This is a genomic window from Gordonia sp. 34D (genome assembly GCF_056682775.1).
This window is the reverse complement of sequence record NZ_CM155293.1, coordinates 130143-148237: the sequence shown is the minus strand read 5'-3', so window position 1 is coordinate 148237 and position 18095 is coordinate 130143. Positions and strand designations below refer to the sequence as shown.

The window sequence follows — 18095 nt, the reverse complement described above, 5'->3', positions numbered from 1 at the left end:
ACAACTGAAGCCGGGCGGGCCAGGGCTGCCGACTCTGCGGGTACAACCTGCTGGTGTTCCCCGTGCTGCTCGGCGACAAGGGTCCCGATAGATAGTCAAGGACATGCTCGCGTAGCTGCCAGGCTGACGACCGCCTGCCCGATCACCTCGGCCCGCCGCCGCGGTGTCCGCGCCTTCAGGATCTGCAGGATGATCGCGTACCGATCCGACCGGCCCAACGCGTCGAACGCCGAGGCCGCCATCGGGCTAGCCGCGAGTGCCGCGACCAGATCGTCCGGTGGTTCCGCCGTCCGCTGCGACTCGTAGGCGGCGTCCCACCGGCCGTCGGCCATGGCGCGCTCCACCTCCGCGAATCCCGCCGGACGTACCCGACCCGCAGCCGCGAGGGCCTCGAATTTGCCGACGTTGATCTTCGACCACGAACTCGTTGCCCGCCGCGGCGAATACCGCTGGAGGAAGGAGTCGTCGTCGTTCGCGCGGCGCTGCCCGTCAATCCACCCGAAGCACAGGGCACCGTCAAGAGCGTCCCCGATTGTTAGACCGGGCATGGCCGATCGACTCTTCGCGATCCGCAACCAGGCATCCGACCGGTCCGCGTGGTGCTCGTCGAGCCACGCTTCCCACTCGTCACCGTCAGTGAAGGCGAGGATCCCGTCGCGGTCCATCCTGCGATACTGCCACTCGCCTGCGGTCGTGACGACTCGTCGCTATGGGGTGCCCATGGGAGGATTCGGACGAATGCCGCAAGCACTCCTTGGGAATGGAGGTCGGCTGCCTTTAGAGGCCGACGCCGCGCTTCGACAGCCAAGCCTGCGGATTGACCGGATTACCCTGTGCGTTCCAGACTTCGTAGTGCAGGTGGGGGCCCGTCGAGTTGCCGCGGTTGCCCACGGTGGCGATCTTCTGACCGGCGATCACCCGCTGCCCCTTGTGCACAAAGCTCTCGTTGACGTGACCGAAAATGCCGGTGGTGCCGTCGTCCTGCTTGACACGGATCCACAGCCCGTAACCCGAGGCCGGGCCGGATTCAAGCACGACGCCGTCAGTCACCGCGTAGACCGGGGTGCCGATCTTGGCTGCGATGTCGACGCCGTTGTGGTGCGTGCCCCAGCGAGGGCCGTAGTGCGAGGTGACGGTGCCCGACGCCGGCTTCACCGCACGGCCGGGGAAGGAAACATTCGGCACCGCCAGACCGCGGACCGCGTCGTCGAGTTCCTTCGGCAGTTCCAGGTTCTCCGGCAGCGTGATGTTCCCGGGCAGCACAATCGGTGCCTCCGACTTCTTCGCCGGCTTCGCCGCGGCCTCACCGGCCGAGACGGTGGCCAGTCCGACGGCACCGGCGAACGCGGCCACCGCGCCGACACGGATCGGCATGGACATCCCGGTCCGGGCCACGCGATGGCGGCCGCGGCGCGCGGGCTGGCCGGCAGCGGGGTTCATAGAGTTGGCAGCGTTCACGCGGTACTGCGGCACAATCACGTCCGTTCGAATTTGGTAACGATTTGGAATCGACAAAGACACGGCGAGGTTACCTAATCTTCTGAGCAGAGACAACAAAGGGCGGCGACGACGCTCGCCGACCGAGGCCCTGCACCGCCCTTCGTACCGGGGACGTGGCAACGGCTGGGAACCGGCCACAGGACGACACCGAGTGCACGGTGGACCATCCGGGCACGACGAATCCCCCGACCGGCCGGGGTGTCCGGCTGGTCGGGCGGGTTACGCCCCCAACAGGTGCTCGAGGTGGGCCTCGAGCCGAGAATCCTCCGGAGCCGGCGGCCCGTGCGGGCCGTTCACCGGCAACAACTCCGCGTGGTGGGTCGGGTTGACCCGCCACACCGCCGGGCGCCCCGGCTGGCGGGGCCGCCAAGCGACCCGGCCCCGGGCGGGGCCGTCCACAACGAGTTTGGTTTCCCACGCCCCGACGTTCTTGCCCACGCTGCGGTTGTGCCGCCCACACGCGGCACCCAAATGGTCCACATCGGTGGGACCACCATCGGCCCAATCCGGGAAATGGTGCGCCTCGGTCCGGGCGAACGGGGCATTACACCGGTGAGCGGTGCACCCGCGATCGCGGGCAAAAAGCATCAGCCGTTGGGGCTTGTTGGCCAACCGCGACCCCCGCCCCAAGTACAGGGGCTGGCCCGTGGCGTCGGCGAAGACCGCCAAATGCGGGGTGGCATTCGCGGCCAGCTCGACGAGCTCGCCCACCGGAACGCGGGTTCCGGTCGCAGTGAGGGCGACTCCGGCCTGCTCGGCCAACTCCCGGTCAGTCACCGTGATGACCAACTCCGAGGAAAGCTTGCCTCCCGCACCGGGCCGCAGGGCTTGCTCGGCCTCCAGCAGCGCCAGCAGGGCGTCGTGCTGGCGTTGGCCGAGCGAACGGTCATCGCGTTCGGCCGCCGCGGCGAGGGCGGCCGGATCAGCGGCCTCAGCCGCCCCGCGTGGGGAGGCTGGGTCGGCGGGGTTGTTCATTCCGGGCTTGGCCCAGGAGTCGAACATGACCTCGAACCGCGCCCGAAGTTCGGGGGTGAGGTAGCCCCGAACTTTGCTCATCAGGCGTTGGTCTTGCCCGCCGAGACCGAACTGGCGGAGCCGTTTGCGGTCCCGCTCATCGGTGAGCGCCCCGTCAGGGTCCAAATGAGCCAACAATCGGTGCCCGGCGGTGCGGACCCCGGCCGGGGTGAGGTCGCGGGCGACCTCGGCCAACCGGGACTCAGCCCCGGCCCGCACCTGCGGGTCGACCGCACTGGGGATCTTGCGCATCACCTCGTCGATCACCACCACGTGGTCGGCGCCGATAGCGCCGTCGGCGACCGCCTCGGCGGTGGCCGGAAACACCGGCGCAAGAGTCTCACCCTGCAAATTGGCCAGGCGGGCGATGCCGGCACCGGTGATCCGGCGGCGCTTGGCCTCCCCGTCACCGAGACGAAGGCCTCCGGCGAGGTAGGCGTGCAGTGAGAGGAACCCGGCCTTGCGGTAGGCACTTCGGTCGGAGATCTCGGCCAGCAAAGCCGAGGTGGCGCCATCGAAGCGGCGGTTGGCACGCTCGAGGATCTCGGCGGTTTCGAGGAGTTGGCCCTCGGTGGAGGCGGTGAACACCGAGCCCGCCAGGTGGGTGGCGACCGTGCCAGCCAGTTCGGCGAGCTCAGCCGGGCCGAGCTCGGCAACTGCTTGGTTTAGGTCCATCGGGGTCACCTCCTCGCGTTCATCGTGAACTTTGCGAAGTAGTTCACTGTGTGTTCGTTTGTATGTGTGAACACTATCGCGACCCTCTGACAATTTTCGTCATCTGCAGTTTGGACCCCTCGTCACCCATTCGGACGAACTGACGCACATCTGCGTCGACCCCTCTTCACCTGCGGGATTATCGAAAAACAAGCACAAATTTCCCAGCGACACCGCGCAGATTTGTCGGACGCCGGGCAGGCTAGAACGGGCAGCAATGAACCTTCGAAAGATCAGCCGCGGAGCACTAATTTCCCTAGCCACGACGTCAACACTTCTTGCCTCAGCCTGCGGATCGTCCGACAAGGTGGCGGCCCCGTTAACGGTAACCGCGACAGAGACGACCACCGAGACCACAACTGTGACCCGGTCTTCCAAAACCAGTCCGACGACCGCTGAAACTCCGACTGAACCAGCAACGACCACGGTAGAGGCGACCACGACGCCTCCGGAGACAACCCCGCCGCCGCGCCCGAACTCGAGATCCGGTCTGACCACGTCCCAGCAGAATGCGGTCGCGAAAGCGTCCGACTACCTGTCGATCTCCGCTTTTTCACGAAAAGGCCTCATCGACCAACTGGTTTACGAGGGATTCAGCACCAACGATGCCACCGTCGGGGTCGACAACCTCAGCACCAACTGGACAGATCAAGCGGCCAAGAAGGCCGCTGAGTACATGTCGATCAGCGCCTTCTCTGAACAAGGACTGGTCGACCAACTCATTTTCGACGGCTTCACTCCATCCCAGGCACAGTCGGGTGCTGCAAGCCAGTTCTGATCACCGAACCAGCAGGTCAACAACAATTTTGGCCGACGATGTCACAAACTGCGCCTCTATCTCGTCCACCTTCTGACCAAACAAGACACCAGGAGGACACCATGAGTGCACGCGTAAATTTCTTCGGCAACGACACCGCAGCGAAGCTGATGAAGTACATCAATTCGGCGGGCAGGGTGATCTCGGAATCATCGCTACCCGCAGCTACCGGCGAACTAGTGAAGATCCGCGCCAGCCAGATCAACGGGTGCGGATTCTGCACCGACATGCACACCAAAGACGCCGCCCACGCTGGGGAGACAGCTCAGCGACTCAATCTGGTCGCCGCTTGGCGAGAAGCGACCGTCTTCACCGATGCCGAACGCGCCGCACTCGCCCTGACTGAGGAGGGCACCCGCATTGCGGACGCGGCGGGCGGCGTTTCTGATGAAGTCTGGGCCGACGTCGTCGAGCACTTCGACGACGACCAGCAGATCGCGCTGATCGGCCTCATTGCGCTGATCAATGCCTACAATCGGATGAATGTCATCGCGACGATCCCAGCGGGAAGCTACACCCCCGGACAGTTCAGCTGACATGTCCACTCCCGCCTTGCCCGGCGCTGAATCGGCAGCCGAGACATTCGAAAACCTGCGGCCCCGCCTCATCGGGGTCGCCTACGGACTGCTCGGCAGTGTCTCCGACGCCGAAGACGTGGTTCAGGATGCGTGGATCCGACTTCAGGGCACCGATATCGACAGCATCGACGACCTCACCGGCTGGCTCGTGACCACCACGTCTCGACTGGCCTTGGACGTCTTGCGGTCGGCACGAGTCCGGCGGGAGAGTTACGTCGGCCCGTGGTTGCCCGAACCTGTCGAGACCGCACCCGACCCGGCCGACTCGGTTGGGCTCGCGGATTCGGTGTCGTGGGCGATGCTCGTGGTCCTGGAGACACTCAGCCCCGCCGAACGCGCGGCATTCGTGCTCCACGATCTGTTTGGGTTGTCGTTCGACGAGGTCGGCACGGCCCTGGGCCGCGCGCCAGCGGCATGTCGGCAACTCGCATCGCGCGCCCGCTCACACGTCCAGGAGCGTAGGCCGCGATTCGACGTCGATCCATCGGCGCATCACGACATCGTCGACGCCTTCGCCGCCGCCTCAATGTCCGGCGATCTCGGCGGACTCCTGCGAGTGCTGGCCCCGGACGCGGTACTCACCGCGGATGGCGGCGGCATCGTCCAAGCCGCCCGCCATCCGATCGTCGGTGCGGCCAAGATCGCTGCCTTCCTCGCCGGCATCTCGAAACGCCACGGACCAGAGAAGGCGATGCGCACGACCATCGTCAATCACAATCCAGCGCTGCTGGTGTTCCTCGGGGACCACCTCGACGGCATGGTCGCACTCACCATTTCCGATGGCCTTATTGTCGCGATCGACTACGTCCGCAACCCGGAAAAGCTGACGCACGTCCACGGCTGACGGCACTTCTCAGTCAATCGCACGAACAATCGGCGACATCGCTTGACCGTTCGCTGAACCATGGGCTCAGATGGACGCATGGGAGATGAATTGTTTGAGCATGAGACCAAAGTTGACCTGAGTCGCGAAGAAGCCGCACAGCGACTCCACGATCTGGCCGACGCGATCGCGCGCCACAACGAGGTGTCGTACGTGCAGAACAATAAGACTGTCCGGATCGACGTCCCGGACCGAGTGAAGTTGAAAGTCGAATTCGAGCGCGGCGACGAATCGGAGATCGAAGTGGAGATCTCCTGGTAGGCCGCTTCACGAGGCGGGCGTCGACGACACCAGTCCGTGGTCGAGTGCGTACAAACTCGCCCCCACTCGGTTCGACACCCCGATTTTGGAGTAGCAGCGTTCAACGTGGTTCCGTACGGTCTTGACGCTGAGGAACAACCTCTCGGCGATGTCCCGGTTCGAGAGGCCGCGTGCGACGAGTTCGAGGACCTCACGTTCGCGCGGGGTCAGCACTTCGGAATGGGGTTCGTGCCGCAGCAGGTTTCCGGTGGCGGCTGCGATCACCGCCTCCGCGCAATCCCGGTCAAGGGAACCGGCGTCACACCGAGTCCGCAGTCGCCTCGCGGCCATCGGTGCGGTCATCGCCTCGCGGTAGGGTCGCGGCTCCACGGCAGACTGGTAAGCGACCGCGGCCGCCAGCAGACGTTCCGGGCGCCCCAGCGACGCCCCTCCCAGCCCGAGCGGATAGCCGGTTCCGTCGATTCGCTCATGATGCGCACGGGCAACGGCCCGGACATCGTCCAACCCCGGAATCCGATGCAGCGCTCGCTCAGTGAGATAAGGGTGCATGCGAACCCGCTCCCACTCGGATGCGGTCAGTGCCGCCGGGGTCGACCACACGTGATTCGACACCCCGAGTCGTCCGACATCGTGCAGGTGGCCGGCCCGACGGACTGTGCGCAACTCGCGTGGGCCGAGTCCAATCAGCTGACCGCTGCTGCACGCAAGCGCTGCCACCGACCGTGAATGCCCCAGCGTGAAAGGGCATTTCAGATCGACGAAGTCACCGACCGCGGACAGCAGTACGTCCAGTTCGTCATCGTCTGGCACCGCTGTTCGGTCCGGTGCTATCGCAATCGCGGTTGTCCAACCGTCCCGGCCAGACAGCGCGGCCAGGAGCTCGCCCGGTGCGGCCAAGACGGCGTCGACCACTTCAGGATCGAACTGTCCGCCGCGACGGCGCCGCAACATCTCCACCGCCCCATCGACACCGTAAGTGCGGTAGTGCACTTCCGCCACGTCGGACACCTGAGCCACACGCATCGGCATCGGGATCGACGTCCCCGATGCCCCCCGTCGGCAGTCCGTCACCGTCGAACCGCTCGAAGGTGAACGCCAACGCGTGCTCCACCGATGGGCTCAGTCCCATGTGCCGTGCGAGCAGGGCGGCAGCTGCGCAATGGGAATGGATCATGGTGGCGAGTTGCCCTCGCGCATCACGAAACAGTGCCGCGAGCACCTTCAGCCGGTCCGGCAACGGCTCGCCGCGACGCACGTTCTGCACCAAGAAGCGCAGGTAGGGCAAGCCGGACCAGTCGACCAGATAGGCATCGTGCCGGACCGCGATGTCGTCACCGAACCAGCGTGCGTACTCCTGCGAATCGGCGTGACAACCGATCCACATGAGCAGCGTCGAATAGTAGACGGCCTCGCGGTCGGCGGCTTCGAGGCCAAGACGGTCGGCGACCCGGCAGGCGATGATCGCGGACCTGAGCATGTGCTCGGAGGGTTGCCCCAGTCCCAGGTCGATGGCAACCGACAGGCCGGCGAGCACCTCTGCCCGCCGGGGAGCCACGACTTCACGTCGCTCACCTGCGCCCATCATCCAATTCTGCGACGGCCTGGATACCAATTGATAGTGCCCGCTGGTACCGGTGATGAGGTCAGACGAAGTTGGACGGCCGCCTCGGAGCCTGTTCACGTCCCGATCCCCACGGTGCGCCGACCGCCCTCCGAAGTCCGGACGTCGGTGCCGAACCTGGCTCGACCGACAAAGAACAGTCCGCGCTGCGGGAGCCAGAAATCGCCCAGTCGAGCCTGAGTGTCCAGCGGTGCCGGATCGCCGAAATCCTCACCGCTCAGCGTGGCTGTTGATTCGACGACCCGCCATACGCGCAGCGGTGCCGCGCGGAATCGCTGGCCGTTCGGCGCAGTTCCCGCCAAGCGAATTCGGCCGGAGCCGAGGACGCCGCTCGCCATCGGCCCCATCACCTGGAGTACCGCGGTGCTGTTCCAGGCCCACTGGGGCGTCGCGCCTCCCATTGTTGTCATCGCCCGCGTCGCCAGCCCGGATCCGAGTCGGACCTGCCACGCCAATCTGGTGCCCTTGGTGGTGTCAGTGTCCAGGGCTACGTTGAGCGTCCAATCGTCCTGCCACCGAAGGTCAATTGCGGAGACGCGGACGGCGTGATCGGATCCGACAAAGTAGCGCGGACAACTCCGCTCCGGATCGGTGGTCGTGTAGATGGTCCACTCCCCTTCCGGGTCGCGGTGCCAGACGGTGCGATAGGCCGGGCCGACGGAACTGGCCACCATTGACCGAAGCGCGAGGTAGTGGCCGCTGGAGAAGGGCAGACCCATGATGCCGAAGCCGGTGAATCGATCGTCGTTCCCACCAACCAGGTACGGGTCGGCGGTGAGTGCGTGTACTGAGGTGCATGGTGTTGTGTTCATGACTTCAGCATCGGCGTCGGGCAGATCGATGACATGAGGCATCGGCCTCAATTCTGGTGCGGAGGTGTCAGGGCTCGATCCGCAGGACGCGGTCATCACCGGGATCGGGATCGCCGCGGCCGTCGGTGTTGTTCGTGAGCACCCACAGGGACCCGTCCGGGGCGACGGCCACATCACGCAGTCGGCCACGCTCGCCGGACAGGTACTCGGTCGAGGATGAGGTGTCACCCAGAGGGACCTCGCGGAGACGCTCGCCGCGCAAATTCGCGATCCAGATCGAGCCGCCGGCTATGGCCATTCCGCTGGGACTGGCGTCAGCGGGGTTCCATTGTTGGACGGGATTGGTGAAGCGGCCATCCTGGGCGATGCCCTCGACCGTCGGCCACCCGTAGTTACGACCGGGCTCGATGACATTGAGCTCGTCCCAGGTGTCCTGGCCGAACTCGGTCGAGTACATGGTGCCGTCCTCGTCCCAGGCGAGACCCTGCGGGTTGCGATGCCCGTAGCTGTAGACCGGAGAACTGTCGAACGGGTTGTCGGCCGGCACGTCCCCATCCGGAGTCAGCCGCAGGATAGTGCCCGCCAGAGAGCCCCGGTCCTGCGCCGCTGACCTGTTCCCGGCGTCGCCCACGGTCACATACAGCATGCCGTCCGGGCCGAAAGCGATCCGGCCGCCGTTGTGGTTGCCCGCCGACGGGATGCCATCCAGAAGCGTTTGGGGCTCTCCGAGGCTGAGCGAGCCAGGTTCGCCATTCAACTCGAAGCGCTCGAGGCGGTTCTCCTCTTCTGCGGTGTAGTAGGCGTAGAGGTGGTCGTCGTGAACAGCGATGCCGAGCAGGCCGCCCTCGCCCATCGGCGCGACACCCTCGATTTTACCGACCTCGCGCGAGAGCCCGCCAGCTTTCAGCTCGACGATCCGGCCAGAGTCGCGCTCGCTGATCAGGGCAACATCGCCGTCGAAGGCGATCGACCAAGGCGCGTCCAGACCGGACGCGACCGTCGTGACGTTCCCAATGGAGGTGCGCTCGCCAGGTCCGGAAGCCGAGGACGTCGAGCTTGGCTGCCCGGAGCGCGAGTTGTCCGAACTGCTCGCACAGCCGGTCAGTACCACGGCGGCGACGAGCGGCGTCAGCGCGGCAGCAGCTCCGCGGCGGACGAGCAATGGCGTCCTCATGTGAGTTCCTCGCCGCCGAAGAACGTGGTCATGATGGGTCCTTCCGTCGGGCGCGAGGTCCGTGGAGGCGGCCTTGATTGCCGTCGGACCGGATCGGCTCCGCGGCGCAGCGCCGACCACGCTTCAACGCTACGCGACCGGAAAGGCGTGCAGCCCAGCGTCGAACTTCGCCGAGCCATTTAACGCACTCCCCCCGACAACGAAGAAACCCGCTCCGACCGTAGTCAGAGCGGGTTTCTTTCAGTGGAGCTAAGGGGACTCGAACCCCTGACCCCCACACTGCCAGTGTGGTGCGCTACCAGCTGCGCCATAGCCCCGTGTTCAGTTATTCGCACCATAGTGTTTCCACCGCCGAGTGCGCTAGCTAAGTTACCGTAACCCGATGAGCCGGACCAAATCGGCTGGTCCGCAGCGTACGACTACCCCGTCGGCTGAGTCCCGGCGATGAGATCGTCGAGCCAAGCTGTGCCGTCCATGATGTGCTCCACTTGCTTGCCAGCCAGGAGCACGGACGGGGTGGCGACCTGACCTTCGGTGGAGTTGCTTAGCTGAGTTTCCGACGCGGAAGCCATGTCGCGGCCTTCGTCGACCAGCTCGCCGGACGCGATACACCCCTGGGTGGCCGGGCTGGCACCGTCCGACGCCGCGAGAGCAGCGATTTGCTGGTTGTTCAGGTCGTCGCCCGCCTTCTCGAACAATTGCGAGTGCAGCTTCCAAAACACCTCGCGGTTGTCGTTGCGTGCCACGCACAGCACTGCTCCGGCCGCACGCGACGAGTAGTCGCCGGACTTGGAGTTACCGTCCAAGAAATTGAGCATGTGGTAGCGGACACGGATCTTGCCGTCGATCACGTTCTCCCAGATCGCAGCTCCCGACTGTTCCTCGAACTTCTTGCAGTGTTCGCAGTTGAAGTCCTCGAAGATGTCAATCGTCTTCGGCGCGGTGCGGTCACCGACAATGAATGACGCATTCTGGGCGAGGACCTTGTCGTCGACCGGCGGGTAGGTCTTGTTGTTGGTGAAGATGATTCCGCCAACGATGAGCGCCGTCACGGCCAGCAGGCCTAGTCCGATGAAAAAGTACGGCCGTTTGCTGGCCGCCTGCGGCTCGTAATTCGGATTCTCGCGAGGACGCTTAGCGTTGGTCACGACAACGACTGTAGCCGGAACGCTCCAGTGTCAGTCGCTGCCGAGCACACCGTCCACCAACGATTGCGCTTCCGCCTGCACACGCGCCAGGTGCTCGGGTCCATGAAACGACTCCGCGTAAATCTTGTACACGTCCTCGGTGCCCGACGGCCGGGCCGCGAACCATGCGTTGTCGGTCGTGACCTTGAGTCCACCGATCGCCGCGCCGTTTCCGGGTGCTTCGGTGAGGATCGCGGTGATTGGCTCCCCCGCCAACTCCGACGCGCTCACCTGGCTCGCCGACAGCGCTGAGAGTCGTGCCTTCTGATCACGATTGGCTGGCGCATCGATCCGCGCGTACGCGGTGCGACCGTACTGCTCTGCCAGTTCCTCGTAACGTTCGGACGGCGACTGTCCCGTCACGGCCAAGATTTCGCTGGCCAGCAAGTTCATGATGAGCCCATCCTTGTCGGTGGACCAGGGTCCGCCGTGCATCGTCAGGAATGACGCCCCGGCGCTTTCCTCTCCACCGAAGGCGATGCTGCCGTCGAGCAACCCGTCGACGAAGTACTTGAACCCGACGGGCACTTCCACCAACTTGCGGCCGATTCCGGCAGCGACGCGGTCGATCAACGACGACGACACCAGCGTCTTCCCGATCGCCGCGGTGGCCGGCCAGTCCTCCCGGTGCGTAAACAGGTAGTCGATCGCAACCGCGAGATAATGGTTCGGATTCATGAGCCCCGCATCGGAGGTGACGATCCCGTGGCGGTCGGCATCGGCGTCGTTGCCGGTCGCGATATCGTACGACTCCCGCGCGGCGATCAGCGACGCCATTGCATTCGGTGAGCTGCAGTCCATCCGGATCTTGCCATCGGTGTCGAGGGTCATGAACCCGAACGCCGGGTCAGTATTGGGGTTCACGACGGTCATCGAATCCAGGCGGTAGAAGTCTTTGATCTCGCCCCAGTATTCGACCGATGCCCCACCGAGCGGATCAGCGCCGATGTGCACGTCGGCCGCCCTAATCACATCCATATCGACGACCTGCTCCAGCGCAGTGACGTACTCGCCGAGGAACGGGTAGTCGATGACGAGATCCGAGGTCCGTGCCCGTTCAAAGGGCACCCGCTGAACGTCGCGGAGCCCACCTTCAAGGATTTCGTTCGCGCGGGACGCAATCACCGACGTGATGTCGGTATCGGCGGGTCCCCCGCTGGGTGGGTTGTATTTGAAGCCACCGTCGGCGGGCGGATTGTGCGACGGGGTCACGACGATTCCATCGGCCATCACGCCGGGGATCTCGGAATTGAAGCGCAGGATCGCACGAGAGACAGCAGGTGTTGGGGTAAACCCGTCACCGTCGGCGGTGAACACTGAAACCCCGTTGCCGACTAAGACTTCGAGCGCCGTCCGCCACGCCGGAATCGACAGCGCATGCGAATCGAACCCGATGAACACCGGTCCGGATATACCCGCGCGTTCCCGAAATTCGACGATCGCCTGCGTCATCGCCAACACGTGCGCCTCGTTGAACGCGCCGTTCAAGCTCGATCCCCGGTGTCCAGAAGTGCCAAAAGCCACGCGTTGGTCGACGTTCGTCGGATCGGGAGCGATGTCGTAGTACGCGCGCTCCACCGCCGCGACATCAATGAGATCGTCAGGTGTTGCGGGGGTGCCTGCTCTCGGGTGTGCCATAGCACCCGATTCTGCCCCACCGCGGCCCAACTGACACGGCGTCGCGCAGCCGGTATGTCGTACTTTCCGGATACGCTGGCGTTCAACAGGCCGCCCGGCCACGTCCACCGAAAGTCCAGAGGATGCTGTTGCACATGGCCAATGCCTTGCTAGCACCCGTGCGCTCAGCACTGCCCGCACCCGAAGCTGCCGTGCTGGTGCTGCCCGGCGGTACTGATTTCAGTTACCGCCGGTTTTCGCCCCTCCAGGGCAGCGCCGTGCGCATGTACCCGTTTACCGCATCCATCCAGGCCCGCTTCGGTCCTCGGGTCCGCGTTCGCCAAGCCCAGTACCGCGTCTACGGGTGGAACGGCGAGCAAGCGAGCCCTATGCCTTATGCCCGCGCGGCTCTCGATCGGCTCGCCAACAGCTACCCGGATGTGCCCGTCATCGTGATCGGACACTCGATGGGCGGGCGGATTGCCGCGCACTTGGGTGCCGATCCCCGAGTCACCGGCATTCTCGCGCTGGCCCCATGGTGGCAATTCGCCGATTGGCAATACATTCGCGACGGTGTCCGCGTGCGTGCCATCCACGGCGACGCCGACACCGTGACCCGCGCGCCTCGCACCCGCAAAGGCATCGCCGAGTTGGCGGCCCGCGGATTCGACGCGGAATTTGTGTCCATTCCCGGCGGTGGTCACCCCATGCTCGACCACGTCGGGCTGTGGCAACGTCAAGCTCTCGACTTTGTCGCCAACACGCTGGGAGATCGCCCGTGACCACTCCGCCCCCGCCGGGAATGTCCCCGGTCCTCGCCACCTCGGCGCTGTCACGGTCCTTCGGGCAGCATCGGGCCGTCAGCCATGTCGATATCGCGCTCCACCCGGGCCGTATTACCGGCCTCGTCGGACCCAACGGCGCAGGCAAGACGACGCTCTTGCTGATGCTTGCCGGACTGCTCGCACCCGATGGCGGAGCCATCATGCTCGACAACGAACCTGTCGACCACCGGCGTCTGCGGTCCGCGATCGGCTGGATGCCCGATACCTTCGGAACGTGGGAATCGTTGACGCCCCATGAAATCCTGGTCGCCTTCGGTCGCCTCTACGGCATCGACAAGTCGGCCTGCGATGCCCGCGCCCGCGATCTCCTCGCACGGGTGCATTTGGAACCGTTCGCCGATCATCCGGCCTCCGGCCTTTCTCGTGGACAAAAGCAGCGACTGGGACTTGCGCGGGCCCTCATCAATGCGCCGCGGATTCTCCTCCTCGACGAACCCGCGTCCGGGATGGATCCGCGCTCACGGATTGAATTGCGATCCTTGCTCCGCGCAGTCGCCGACTCCGGAGCGGCGGTACTGGTTTCGTCGCACATTCTGGCCGAACTCGATGAAATGTCCGACGACATCGTCATGATGACGCACGGCACCACCCAGGTTCCGCCGCCCACACGGGCAACGAGTTGGCGGATTCGCCTGGTGGGACAAGCCCCCAACCAAGTCGCAACCATCGAACTGCGCGACGATGCCGCTGCCGCCAGCTACCTGGCCGGGCTGGTGGCCGCCGGCCATCAGGTCGCCGAGTTCTCAAGGACCGGTAGCGGCCTCGAACAGGCCTACCTCAACCTCGACGCGGATCGGACCTGACATGCCATTCAACGTTTCGGCCGCCACCACGATCGCCAGCCTGGAAATTCGCCAGCGCATCCGCTCCACCAAGTGGAAATGGACGCTCGGCATCCTATTTGCCCTCATCAGCTTACTGATCCTCGGCTCACTCGGACTCACCCTCATGGTGGGCGGCACCTACGCGGCGTGGTCTCGGTTCCTGTTCGACCTTGCCCTCGGCATTGTGCTCTTCCTGGGTTTGGTCGCCGCCCCAACGATGTCTGCGACGTCAATTAATGGCGACCGGCGTGATGCCACCCTCGCCGTCATCCAGGCCACCCCCATCACATCGACGGAATTGGCGGTCGGCAAGTGGTTGGGCTCGTGGTTGGCCTCGCTCGCACTGATCGCAGTCGCCGCACCGTATCTCCTCTGGGGTGTGTTTACCGGGCCAGTCTCACTGCTGGGTGCGGTGCTGGGCATCGTTGTGCTGGCGATCTTGCTCGGCTGCTATTGCGCGATTGGTTTGGGTTTCTCATCGCTCACCGCACGTCCTGCTGCGTCGGCAATGCTGACGCAGTCGACGGTCCTTCTCTTGCTCGTGGGCCTGCCCATCCTATTCGGCATGACGTTGCCGCTAGTCACGCAGAGCCATGAGGTGACAACCTCTAGCCACTCTCCGGAAACGCCTGGCGAATGCACGAATGCCCAGGTCAACCAAGATTTTCTGCATACCGAACGGACTTGGTGGCTGCTGGCCGCCAACCCCCTCCTGATCGTCTCCGATGCAATCGCCAGCGGCGTCGAACGCGGACCGGCAGAATACGGCGAGTCCGCTTCATCGCTCCCCGCTGCGGGGTTGTCGATCGCTCGGTCCGGCCCGTACCTCAAGGGGAGCGTTTGCCTGGAAGAATACGGCGACTACCGATACGGCAGGCAGGTCCATGAGACCCGTTTTATCGGCACCAGTTGGTACATCGGTTTGATCTTCAACATGGTCCTCGGCGCACTCGGTTTGTCGGTCGCGAGCCGCCGGCTGCGCGTCCCCGCGCACAAACTCGCCAAAGGTGTGCGGGTGGCATAGCGACCCGTTGGCAGCCCTCGGCCGACAGGCCGATGCCTCGCCGAACTCCCTCGTTCACTCGCGACCGATCGTCCGAACGGAGCCGTCAGTACCAGACTTTTCGTCCCGCAATCGGGCGACCGACGGCTCCGAGAACCCAGAGAACCGCTCCAATGACAATGAGCGCGACGCCGACGTAGGTCAAGATCGCGATCGAGAACACGAAGCCCAGAATCAGAAGTAAAACTCCAAGAAGAATCATTACGTTTCCATTCCGCCGACGCAGAGTTCGGCTATTTCATTCGATCGTTTCATTTACTCGGCTGCGGAATCTGGACATCGCAGTCATCGACCTTGGGGTTGACACCCGCGTAGTTCAGCGGCCCAGCGACGATCGTCAACGCGATCGTCCCCGCGGTCGCGCAATTCGCGTCCGATTCTTTGAAGTAGTCGCGCTGCACTGCCGCGACCACGCCGATCACCAGCCAGATGAGGACGATCACGCCCAAAATTCCGCTATTGCGTCGCACGGCCATCGCCACCTTTCGGTTCATCACACGTTGTGATGGAACATGAGTACCCAACCGTGGCCGTCCCGAAACATCACGCCCCGCACCGACGTCCCGTGCTCCGCAAAAGCTACTCCGATGACGCCCAACGTCGCTGTTCACGGGTAGCGTCAGAGTCTGGTAGACGAAAGGCGCAATCATGACGATTTCCATTGCCCGCGTGTACGACCCCCCGAACGGTAACCGCGTGTTAGTCGACCGACTGTGGCCGCGAGGTATCCGGAAAGACGATCCGCGGATTGGCCGGTGGCTCAAAGAAGTGGCACCGTCGAGCGACCTTCGCAAGTGGTATCACGCCAACACCGACCAGTACGACTTGTTTGCCGAGCGCTACCGCGACGAGTTGGCAACCCCCGGCCCACAAGCCGATGCCCTCGCCGAACTCGTGGAGTTGGCGAAGGCGGGCGACGTCGAGATTGCGACCGCCATGAAGGACCCCGACCGCAGCGAAGTCCCCACCTTGGTCGCAGTGTTGGCCGACCTCGGGGTCACCTGAGGCACGATCCCAAGCTTTATTCCCGGTGCTGTGGAAACGCGTACCGCAACCAGGATGGCGGACGGAAAGGCGCTGGCGTCGCTGACGGAAGAGCGAGGCGATCGGCGATGCCCCACACGGCCGCCAGATTGTGGCCAAAACCCAGGTGCGAGCTTAGGACTTCGATGTTCTCGTGCAGGTTCGACGGGTCGTCGCGGCAGGCCTGCCACGCCACGACCCCATCCAGTCTGCTGTAGAACGAGGTGGTAGGCATCGATAGTGGCTCGGCATCAGCCTCCAGCGGTGTTTCGAGCCGCCGGGCATGCAGTGGGGTTAGCAACTGGTACACCGGCTTCGCGCGACTCTGGTTGTGCGTCTGCATGCGGAACGGACTCCCCAGCGTAATGACCTGCCTGACCATCTCTGGAGTCTCGCGCGCGAGTTCGCGGGCAAAAATACCGCCGAGACTCCACCCAATTAAGCTGACCGGCTGCCCGTGCCGTCGGTACACCTCATTGAGTCGCGCGCGCATACCATCCAAGATCCGCGTGGTCGGGCCGAGATTGACGCCCGACTTCCAGCCGTACGTGGGGTACCCAAGATTGGCCAGGGTGGCCCGCAAGGGGGCGGTGGTCAGGTCCGACGTCGCCAGCCCCGGCAGAACCAGGACGGGCTGGGAATCGGAACTGACTGGAGCGGTCGTCATGGCTGGCCAAGTCCAGGCGTAGCCAGCTAGTTCCCACAATGACCGCGAAAAGTCCGTCGACGTCAAAGCCAGCCCCGGTTTGGGTGCCGACGCCCGCGGGTCGCTCCGTGTCAGTCCGTGCATGACATTCCTACCTTTAGTTGGTCAACATTCCGCCGTCGACCGGCAACGTAATCCCCGACATGTAGCTGCTGGCATCGCTGGCGAGGAAAACCAGTGCCGAATCCAATTCGCCTGCGTCGCCCAAGCGACCGAAGAGGGTGCGCGGCACCACGTACTTCTCCAGGACGCCGTCCTCGAACTCGCCGGTCATCTCGGACTCGAAGAAGCCTGGAGCGAGGGCGTTGACGCGAATCCCCTTGCGCGGCGTCCATTGCTGAGCGAGATCTCGGGTGAGTCCGATGACAGCGGACTTACTTGCCGAATACGCGGCCTGCGGCATCAGGACGCTCGTAATTCCGAGGATGCTCGCGATGTTGACGATGGAACTGCCCGGCTGCATCACCCTCGCGCACGCCTGCGCCATCCAGTATGTGCCGTTCACGTTGATGTCCATCACGCTGCGGAAGGCGTCCGGTGCTTCACGGAGCGCGGGCACCGAACTGGCGACGCCAGCATTGTTGACGAGGATGTCGAGGCGACCGAATTCGGCGATGGCGGCTTCGGCGGCCGCGGTGCACTGATCGGGGTCAGACACATCGGTACTGACGGCGACGGCGCGGCGGCCGAGTGCCTCCACGGCCGCCTTCGTCTCCTCGAGACGGTCTGCGCGTCGGGCCGCCAGTACGACGTCGGCACCAACACCGGCGAGCGCCTTGGCGAAGCCGACACCCAGACCGCTCGATGCGCCGGTCACGAGGGCGACTTTGCCGTCCAGGCGGAAGCTGTCGAGGACTGCAGACATGAAAGGTTCTCCTGATCAGTTTCGAACTATTACGTTGAAAGGCGGTCGGCAAAGGCTCTCATCCGAGAGCGTCCACGACTCCAATTGCCCCGAGGGTATCGAGGCCTTCGCGCGAATGGTGCGCTAAGACAATGAGGTCGCGCAGTTCCCCGTCGCGATCGCGAATGTGGTCCCGAAGCAGAGCTTCACCGGTGAATCCGAGCCTCGAGAACATCTCGATGATCGGTTCCTGATCAGTGGTGAGTTCGATGACGATTTTGCCCAGGCCCGCACCGAATCCGGACCGCAACGCCTGCTTGGCCAAGTCTCGGCCGGTGCCGCCACCGCGGGCGGCCGGGTCGACGACGATCCGTAGTTCACCGACGTGATCGGACCAACCAGGCAACCGATTGACCGCAGCCCACCCGACGACTTGGTCGCCGTTGACAGCGACCCATCGCAGATCTGATCCGGTCGCAAGGGCTGCGACATGTTCGATGTCGTGGACGTTCTCACGGATCAACGTGAGGTCGAGGTCCGATAGTCGCGCGAACATGGCTCCCAGTCGGCCGATGTCATCTGCGGTGATCGTGCGGATTTCAACAGACATTT

Annotated in this window: 20 protein-coding genes, 1 tRNA gene and 1 pseudogene; 8 read left to right on the top strand and 14 right to left on the bottom strand. The window is 64.4% G+C overall.

The window, feature by feature from the left end:
- Nucleotides 1–95: 95 nt before the first annotated feature.
- From AC1L34_RS00720 to AC1L34_RS00710, 3 genes are all read right to left on the bottom strand, one after another.
- Entirely contained in the window at nt 96–665 is a 570-nt protein-coding gene (locus AC1L34_RS00720) for a YdeI/OmpD-associated family protein (RefSeq protein ID WP_480035032.1), read from the bottom strand.
- Between the two features lie 112 nt (nt 666–777).
- The gene (locus AC1L34_RS00715; RefSeq protein WP_424322896.1) at nt 778–1440 is read right to left on the bottom strand and encodes a M23 family metallopeptidase; all 663 of its coding nucleotides are present in this window, start codon (nt 1438–1440) and stop codon (nt 778–780) included.
- Between the two features lie 279 nt (nt 1441–1719).
- Complete coding sequence (locus AC1L34_RS00710; protein WP_480035031.1) at nt 1720–3189, bottom strand: HNH endonuclease signature motif containing protein; 1470 nt, start codon at nt 3187–3189, stop codon at nt 1720–1722.
- A gap of 256 nt (nt 3190–3445) precedes the next feature.
- Here AC1L34_RS00710 and AC1L34_RS00705 point away from each other — a divergent pair, with 256 nt between their 5' ends.
- The 4 genes from AC1L34_RS00705 (at nt 3446) to AC1L34_RS00690 (ending at nt 5767) form a co-directional block, all read left to right on the top strand.
- Entirely contained in the window at nt 3446–4006 is a 561-nt protein-coding gene (locus AC1L34_RS00705) for an Ltp family lipoprotein (protein ID WP_480035030.1), read from the top strand.
- 101 nt (nt 4007–4107) lie between these two features.
- Entirely contained in the window at nt 4108–4581 is a 474-nt protein-coding gene (locus AC1L34_RS00700) for a carboxymuconolactone decarboxylase family protein (protein WP_424293100.1), read from the top strand.
- A gap of 1 nt (nt 4582) precedes the next feature.
- Complete coding sequence (locus AC1L34_RS00695) at nt 4583–5467, top strand: sigma-70 family RNA polymerase sigma factor (RefSeq protein ID WP_424293099.1); 885 nt, start codon at nt 4583–4585, stop codon at nt 5465–5467.
- Nucleotides 5468–5545: 78 nt separating this feature from the next.
- On the top strand, nt 5546–5767 hold the full coding sequence (locus AC1L34_RS00690; protein ID WP_424293098.1) for an amphi-Trp domain-containing protein: 222 nt from the start codon (nt 5546–5548) through the stop codon (nt 5765–5767).
- Between the two features lie 6 nt (nt 5768–5773).
- Here the strand turns inward: AC1L34_RS00690 and AC1L34_RS00685 are convergent.
- The 6 genes and pseudogenes from AC1L34_RS00685 to pgm form a co-directional block, all read right to left on the bottom strand.
- Nucleotides 5774–7349: pseudogene (locus AC1L34_RS00685) on the bottom strand (HD domain-containing phosphohydrolase).
- A gap of 95 nt (nt 7350–7444) precedes the next feature.
- The gene (locus AC1L34_RS00680; RefSeq protein ID WP_424293097.1) at nt 7445–8242 is read right to left on the bottom strand and encodes a hypothetical protein; all 798 of its coding nucleotides are present in this window, start codon (nt 8240–8242) and stop codon (nt 7445–7447) included.
- Nucleotides 8243–8267: 25 nt separating this feature from the next.
- A complete protein-coding gene (locus tag AC1L34_RS00675) occupies nt 8268–9374 on the bottom strand; it encodes a PQQ-dependent sugar dehydrogenase (RefSeq protein WP_424293096.1) in 1107 nt (368 codons plus the stop codon).
- 244 nt (nt 9375–9618) lie between these two features.
- A tRNA-Ala gene (locus AC1L34_RS00670) sits at nt 9619–9691 on the bottom strand.
- 102 nt (nt 9692–9793) lie between these two features.
- Nucleotides 9794–10522 carry a DsbA family protein gene (locus AC1L34_RS00665; protein WP_424322180.1) on the bottom strand — a complete coding sequence of 243 codons (729 nt, stop codon included), beginning with the start codon at nt 10520–10522 and terminating at the stop codon, nt 9794–9796.
- A 30-nt stretch (nt 10523–10552) separates the two neighbouring features.
- Entirely contained in the window at nt 10553–12199 is a 1647-nt protein-coding gene (gene pgm / locus AC1L34_RS00660; RefSeq protein WP_424293839.1) for a phosphoglucomutase (alpha-D-glucose-1,6-bisphosphate-dependent), read from the bottom strand.
- Between the two features lie 134 nt (nt 12200–12333).
- Between pgm and AC1L34_RS00655 the strand changes: the two genes are divergently transcribed.
- Genes AC1L34_RS00655 through AC1L34_RS00645 form a run of 3 tightly spaced genes read left to right on the top strand, consistent with a single transcriptional unit; the run spans nt 12334 to nt 14871 of the window.
- Nucleotides 12334–12960, top strand: coding sequence for an alpha/beta hydrolase (locus tag AC1L34_RS00655; RefSeq protein ID WP_424322181.1), 627 nt, complete (start codon nt 12334–12336; stop codon nt 12958–12960).
- Nucleotides 12957–13826 (top strand): ABC transporter ATP-binding protein, encoded by an 870-nt coding sequence (locus tag AC1L34_RS00650; RefSeq protein WP_424293837.1) that lies wholly within the window; start codon nt 12957–12959, stop codon nt 13824–13826. Before AC1L34_RS00655 ends, AC1L34_RS00650 begins: the two co-directional genes overlap by 4 nt.
- A gap of 1 nt (nt 13827) precedes the next feature.
- Nucleotides 13828–14871, top strand: a complete 1044-nt coding sequence (locus tag AC1L34_RS00645; protein WP_424293836.1) for an ABC transporter permease — start codon at nt 13828–13830, stop codon at nt 14869–14871.
- Nucleotides 14872–14956: 85 nt separating this feature from the next.
- On the opposite strand, the gene AC1L34_RS00640 is transcribed toward AC1L34_RS00645, so the two are convergent.
- Nucleotides 14957–15112: a hypothetical protein gene (locus AC1L34_RS00640; protein ID WP_424293835.1), complete on the bottom strand. Its 156-nt coding sequence runs from the start codon at nt 15110–15112 to the stop codon at nt 14957–14959.
- 49 nt (nt 15113–15161) lie between these two features.
- Nucleotides 15162–15404 carry a hypothetical protein gene (locus AC1L34_RS00635; protein WP_424293840.1) on the bottom strand — a complete coding sequence of 81 codons (243 nt, stop codon included), beginning with the start codon at nt 15402–15404 and terminating at the stop codon, nt 15162–15164.
- 154 nt (nt 15405–15558) lie between these two features.
- On the opposite strand from AC1L34_RS00635, the gene AC1L34_RS00630 reads away from it, so the two are divergent.
- Nucleotides 15559–15915, top strand: a complete 357-nt coding sequence (locus tag AC1L34_RS00630; protein WP_424293834.1) for a DUF488 domain-containing protein — start codon at nt 15559–15561, stop codon at nt 15913–15915.
- A gap of 16 nt (nt 15916–15931) precedes the next feature.
- Here AC1L34_RS00630 and AC1L34_RS00625 read toward each other — a convergent pair whose 3' ends face one another.
- From AC1L34_RS00625 to AC1L34_RS00615, 3 genes are read right to left on the bottom strand one after another with little or no spacing between them, the layout of a single operon-like run.
- Nucleotides 15932–16723 carry an esterase/lipase family protein gene (locus AC1L34_RS00625; RefSeq protein WP_424293833.1) on the bottom strand — a complete coding sequence of 264 codons (792 nt, stop codon included), beginning with the start codon at nt 16721–16723 and terminating at the stop codon, nt 15932–15934.
- Between the two features lie 13 nt (nt 16724–16736).
- On the bottom strand, nt 16737–17504 hold the full coding sequence (locus tag AC1L34_RS00620) for an SDR family NAD(P)-dependent oxidoreductase (protein WP_424325648.1): 768 nt from the start codon (nt 17502–17504) through the stop codon (nt 16737–16739).
- 58 nt (nt 17505–17562) lie between these two features.
- Nucleotides 17563–18093, bottom strand: coding sequence for a GNAT family N-acetyltransferase (locus tag AC1L34_RS00615; protein WP_424293831.1), 531 nt, complete (start codon nt 18091–18093; stop codon nt 17563–17565).
- Between the last annotated feature and the right edge of the window lie 2 nt (nt 18094–18095).

Bases quoted from the DNA above. Each gene is read 5' to 3' on its own strand.
- AC1L34_RS00645 (WP_424293836.1), top strand. From the start codon at position 13,828: ATGCCATTCAACGTTTCGGCCGCCACCACGATCGCCAGCCTGGAAATT.
- AC1L34_RS00705 (WP_480035030.1), top strand. From the start codon at position 3,446: ATGAACCTTCGAAAGATCAGCCGCGGAGCACTAATTTCCCTAGCCACG.
- AC1L34_RS00700 (WP_424293100.1), top strand. From the start codon at position 4,108: ATGAGTGCACGCGTAAATTTCTTCGGCAACGACACCGCAGCGAAGCTG.
- AC1L34_RS00695 (WP_424293099.1), top strand. From the start codon at position 4,583: ATGTCCACTCCCGCCTTGCCCGGCGCTGAATCGGCAGCCGAGACATTC.
- AC1L34_RS00680 (WP_424293097.1), bottom strand. From the start codon at position 8,242: ATGCCTCATGTCATCGATCTGCCCGACGCCGATGCTGAAGTCATGAAC.
- AC1L34_RS00675 (WP_424293096.1), bottom strand. From the start codon at position 9,374: ATGAGGACGCCATTGCTCGTCCGCCGCGGAGCTGCTGCCGCGCTGACG.
- AC1L34_RS00655 (WP_424322181.1), top strand. From the start codon at position 12,334: ATGGCCAATGCCTTGCTAGCACCCGTGCGCTCAGCACTGCCCGCACCC.
- AC1L34_RS00625 (WP_424293833.1), bottom strand. From the start codon at position 16,723: ATGCACGGACTGACACGGAGCGACCCGCGGGCGTCGGCACCCAAACCG.
- AC1L34_RS00635 (WP_424293840.1), bottom strand. From the start codon at position 15,404: ATGAACCGAAAGGTGGCGATGGCCGTGCGACGCAATAGCGGAATTTTG.
- AC1L34_RS00690 (WP_424293098.1), top strand. From the start codon at position 5,546: ATGGGAGATGAATTGTTTGAGCATGAGACCAAAGTTGACCTGAGTCGC.
- AC1L34_RS00630 (WP_424293834.1), top strand. From the start codon at position 15,559: ATGACGATTTCCATTGCCCGCGTGTACGACCCCCCGAACGGTAACCGC.
- AC1L34_RS00715 (WP_424322896.1), bottom strand. From the start codon at position 1,440: ATGAACCCCGCTGCCGGCCAGCCCGCGCGCCGCGGCCGCCATCGCGTG.
- AC1L34_RS00620 (WP_424325648.1), bottom strand. From the start codon at position 17,504: ATGTCTGCAGTCCTCGACAGCTTCCGCCTGGACGGCAAAGTCGCCCTC.
- AC1L34_RS00640 (WP_424293835.1), bottom strand. From the start codon at position 15,112: ATGATTCTTCTTGGAGTTTTACTTCTGATTCTGGGCTTCGTGTTCTCG.
- AC1L34_RS00710 (WP_480035031.1), bottom strand. From the start codon at position 3,189: ATGGACCTAAACCAAGCAGTTGCCGAGCTCGGCCCGGCTGAGCTCGCC.
- AC1L34_RS00615 (WP_424293831.1), bottom strand. From the start codon at position 18,093: ATGTCTGTTGAAATCCGCACGATCACCGCAGATGACATCGGCCGACTG.
- pgm (WP_424293839.1), bottom strand. From the start codon at position 12,199: ATGGCACACCCGAGAGCAGGCACCCCCGCAACACCTGACGATCTCATT.
- AC1L34_RS00720 (WP_480035032.1), bottom strand. From the start codon at position 665: ATGGACCGCGACGGGATCCTCGCCTTCACTGACGGTGACGAGTGGGAA.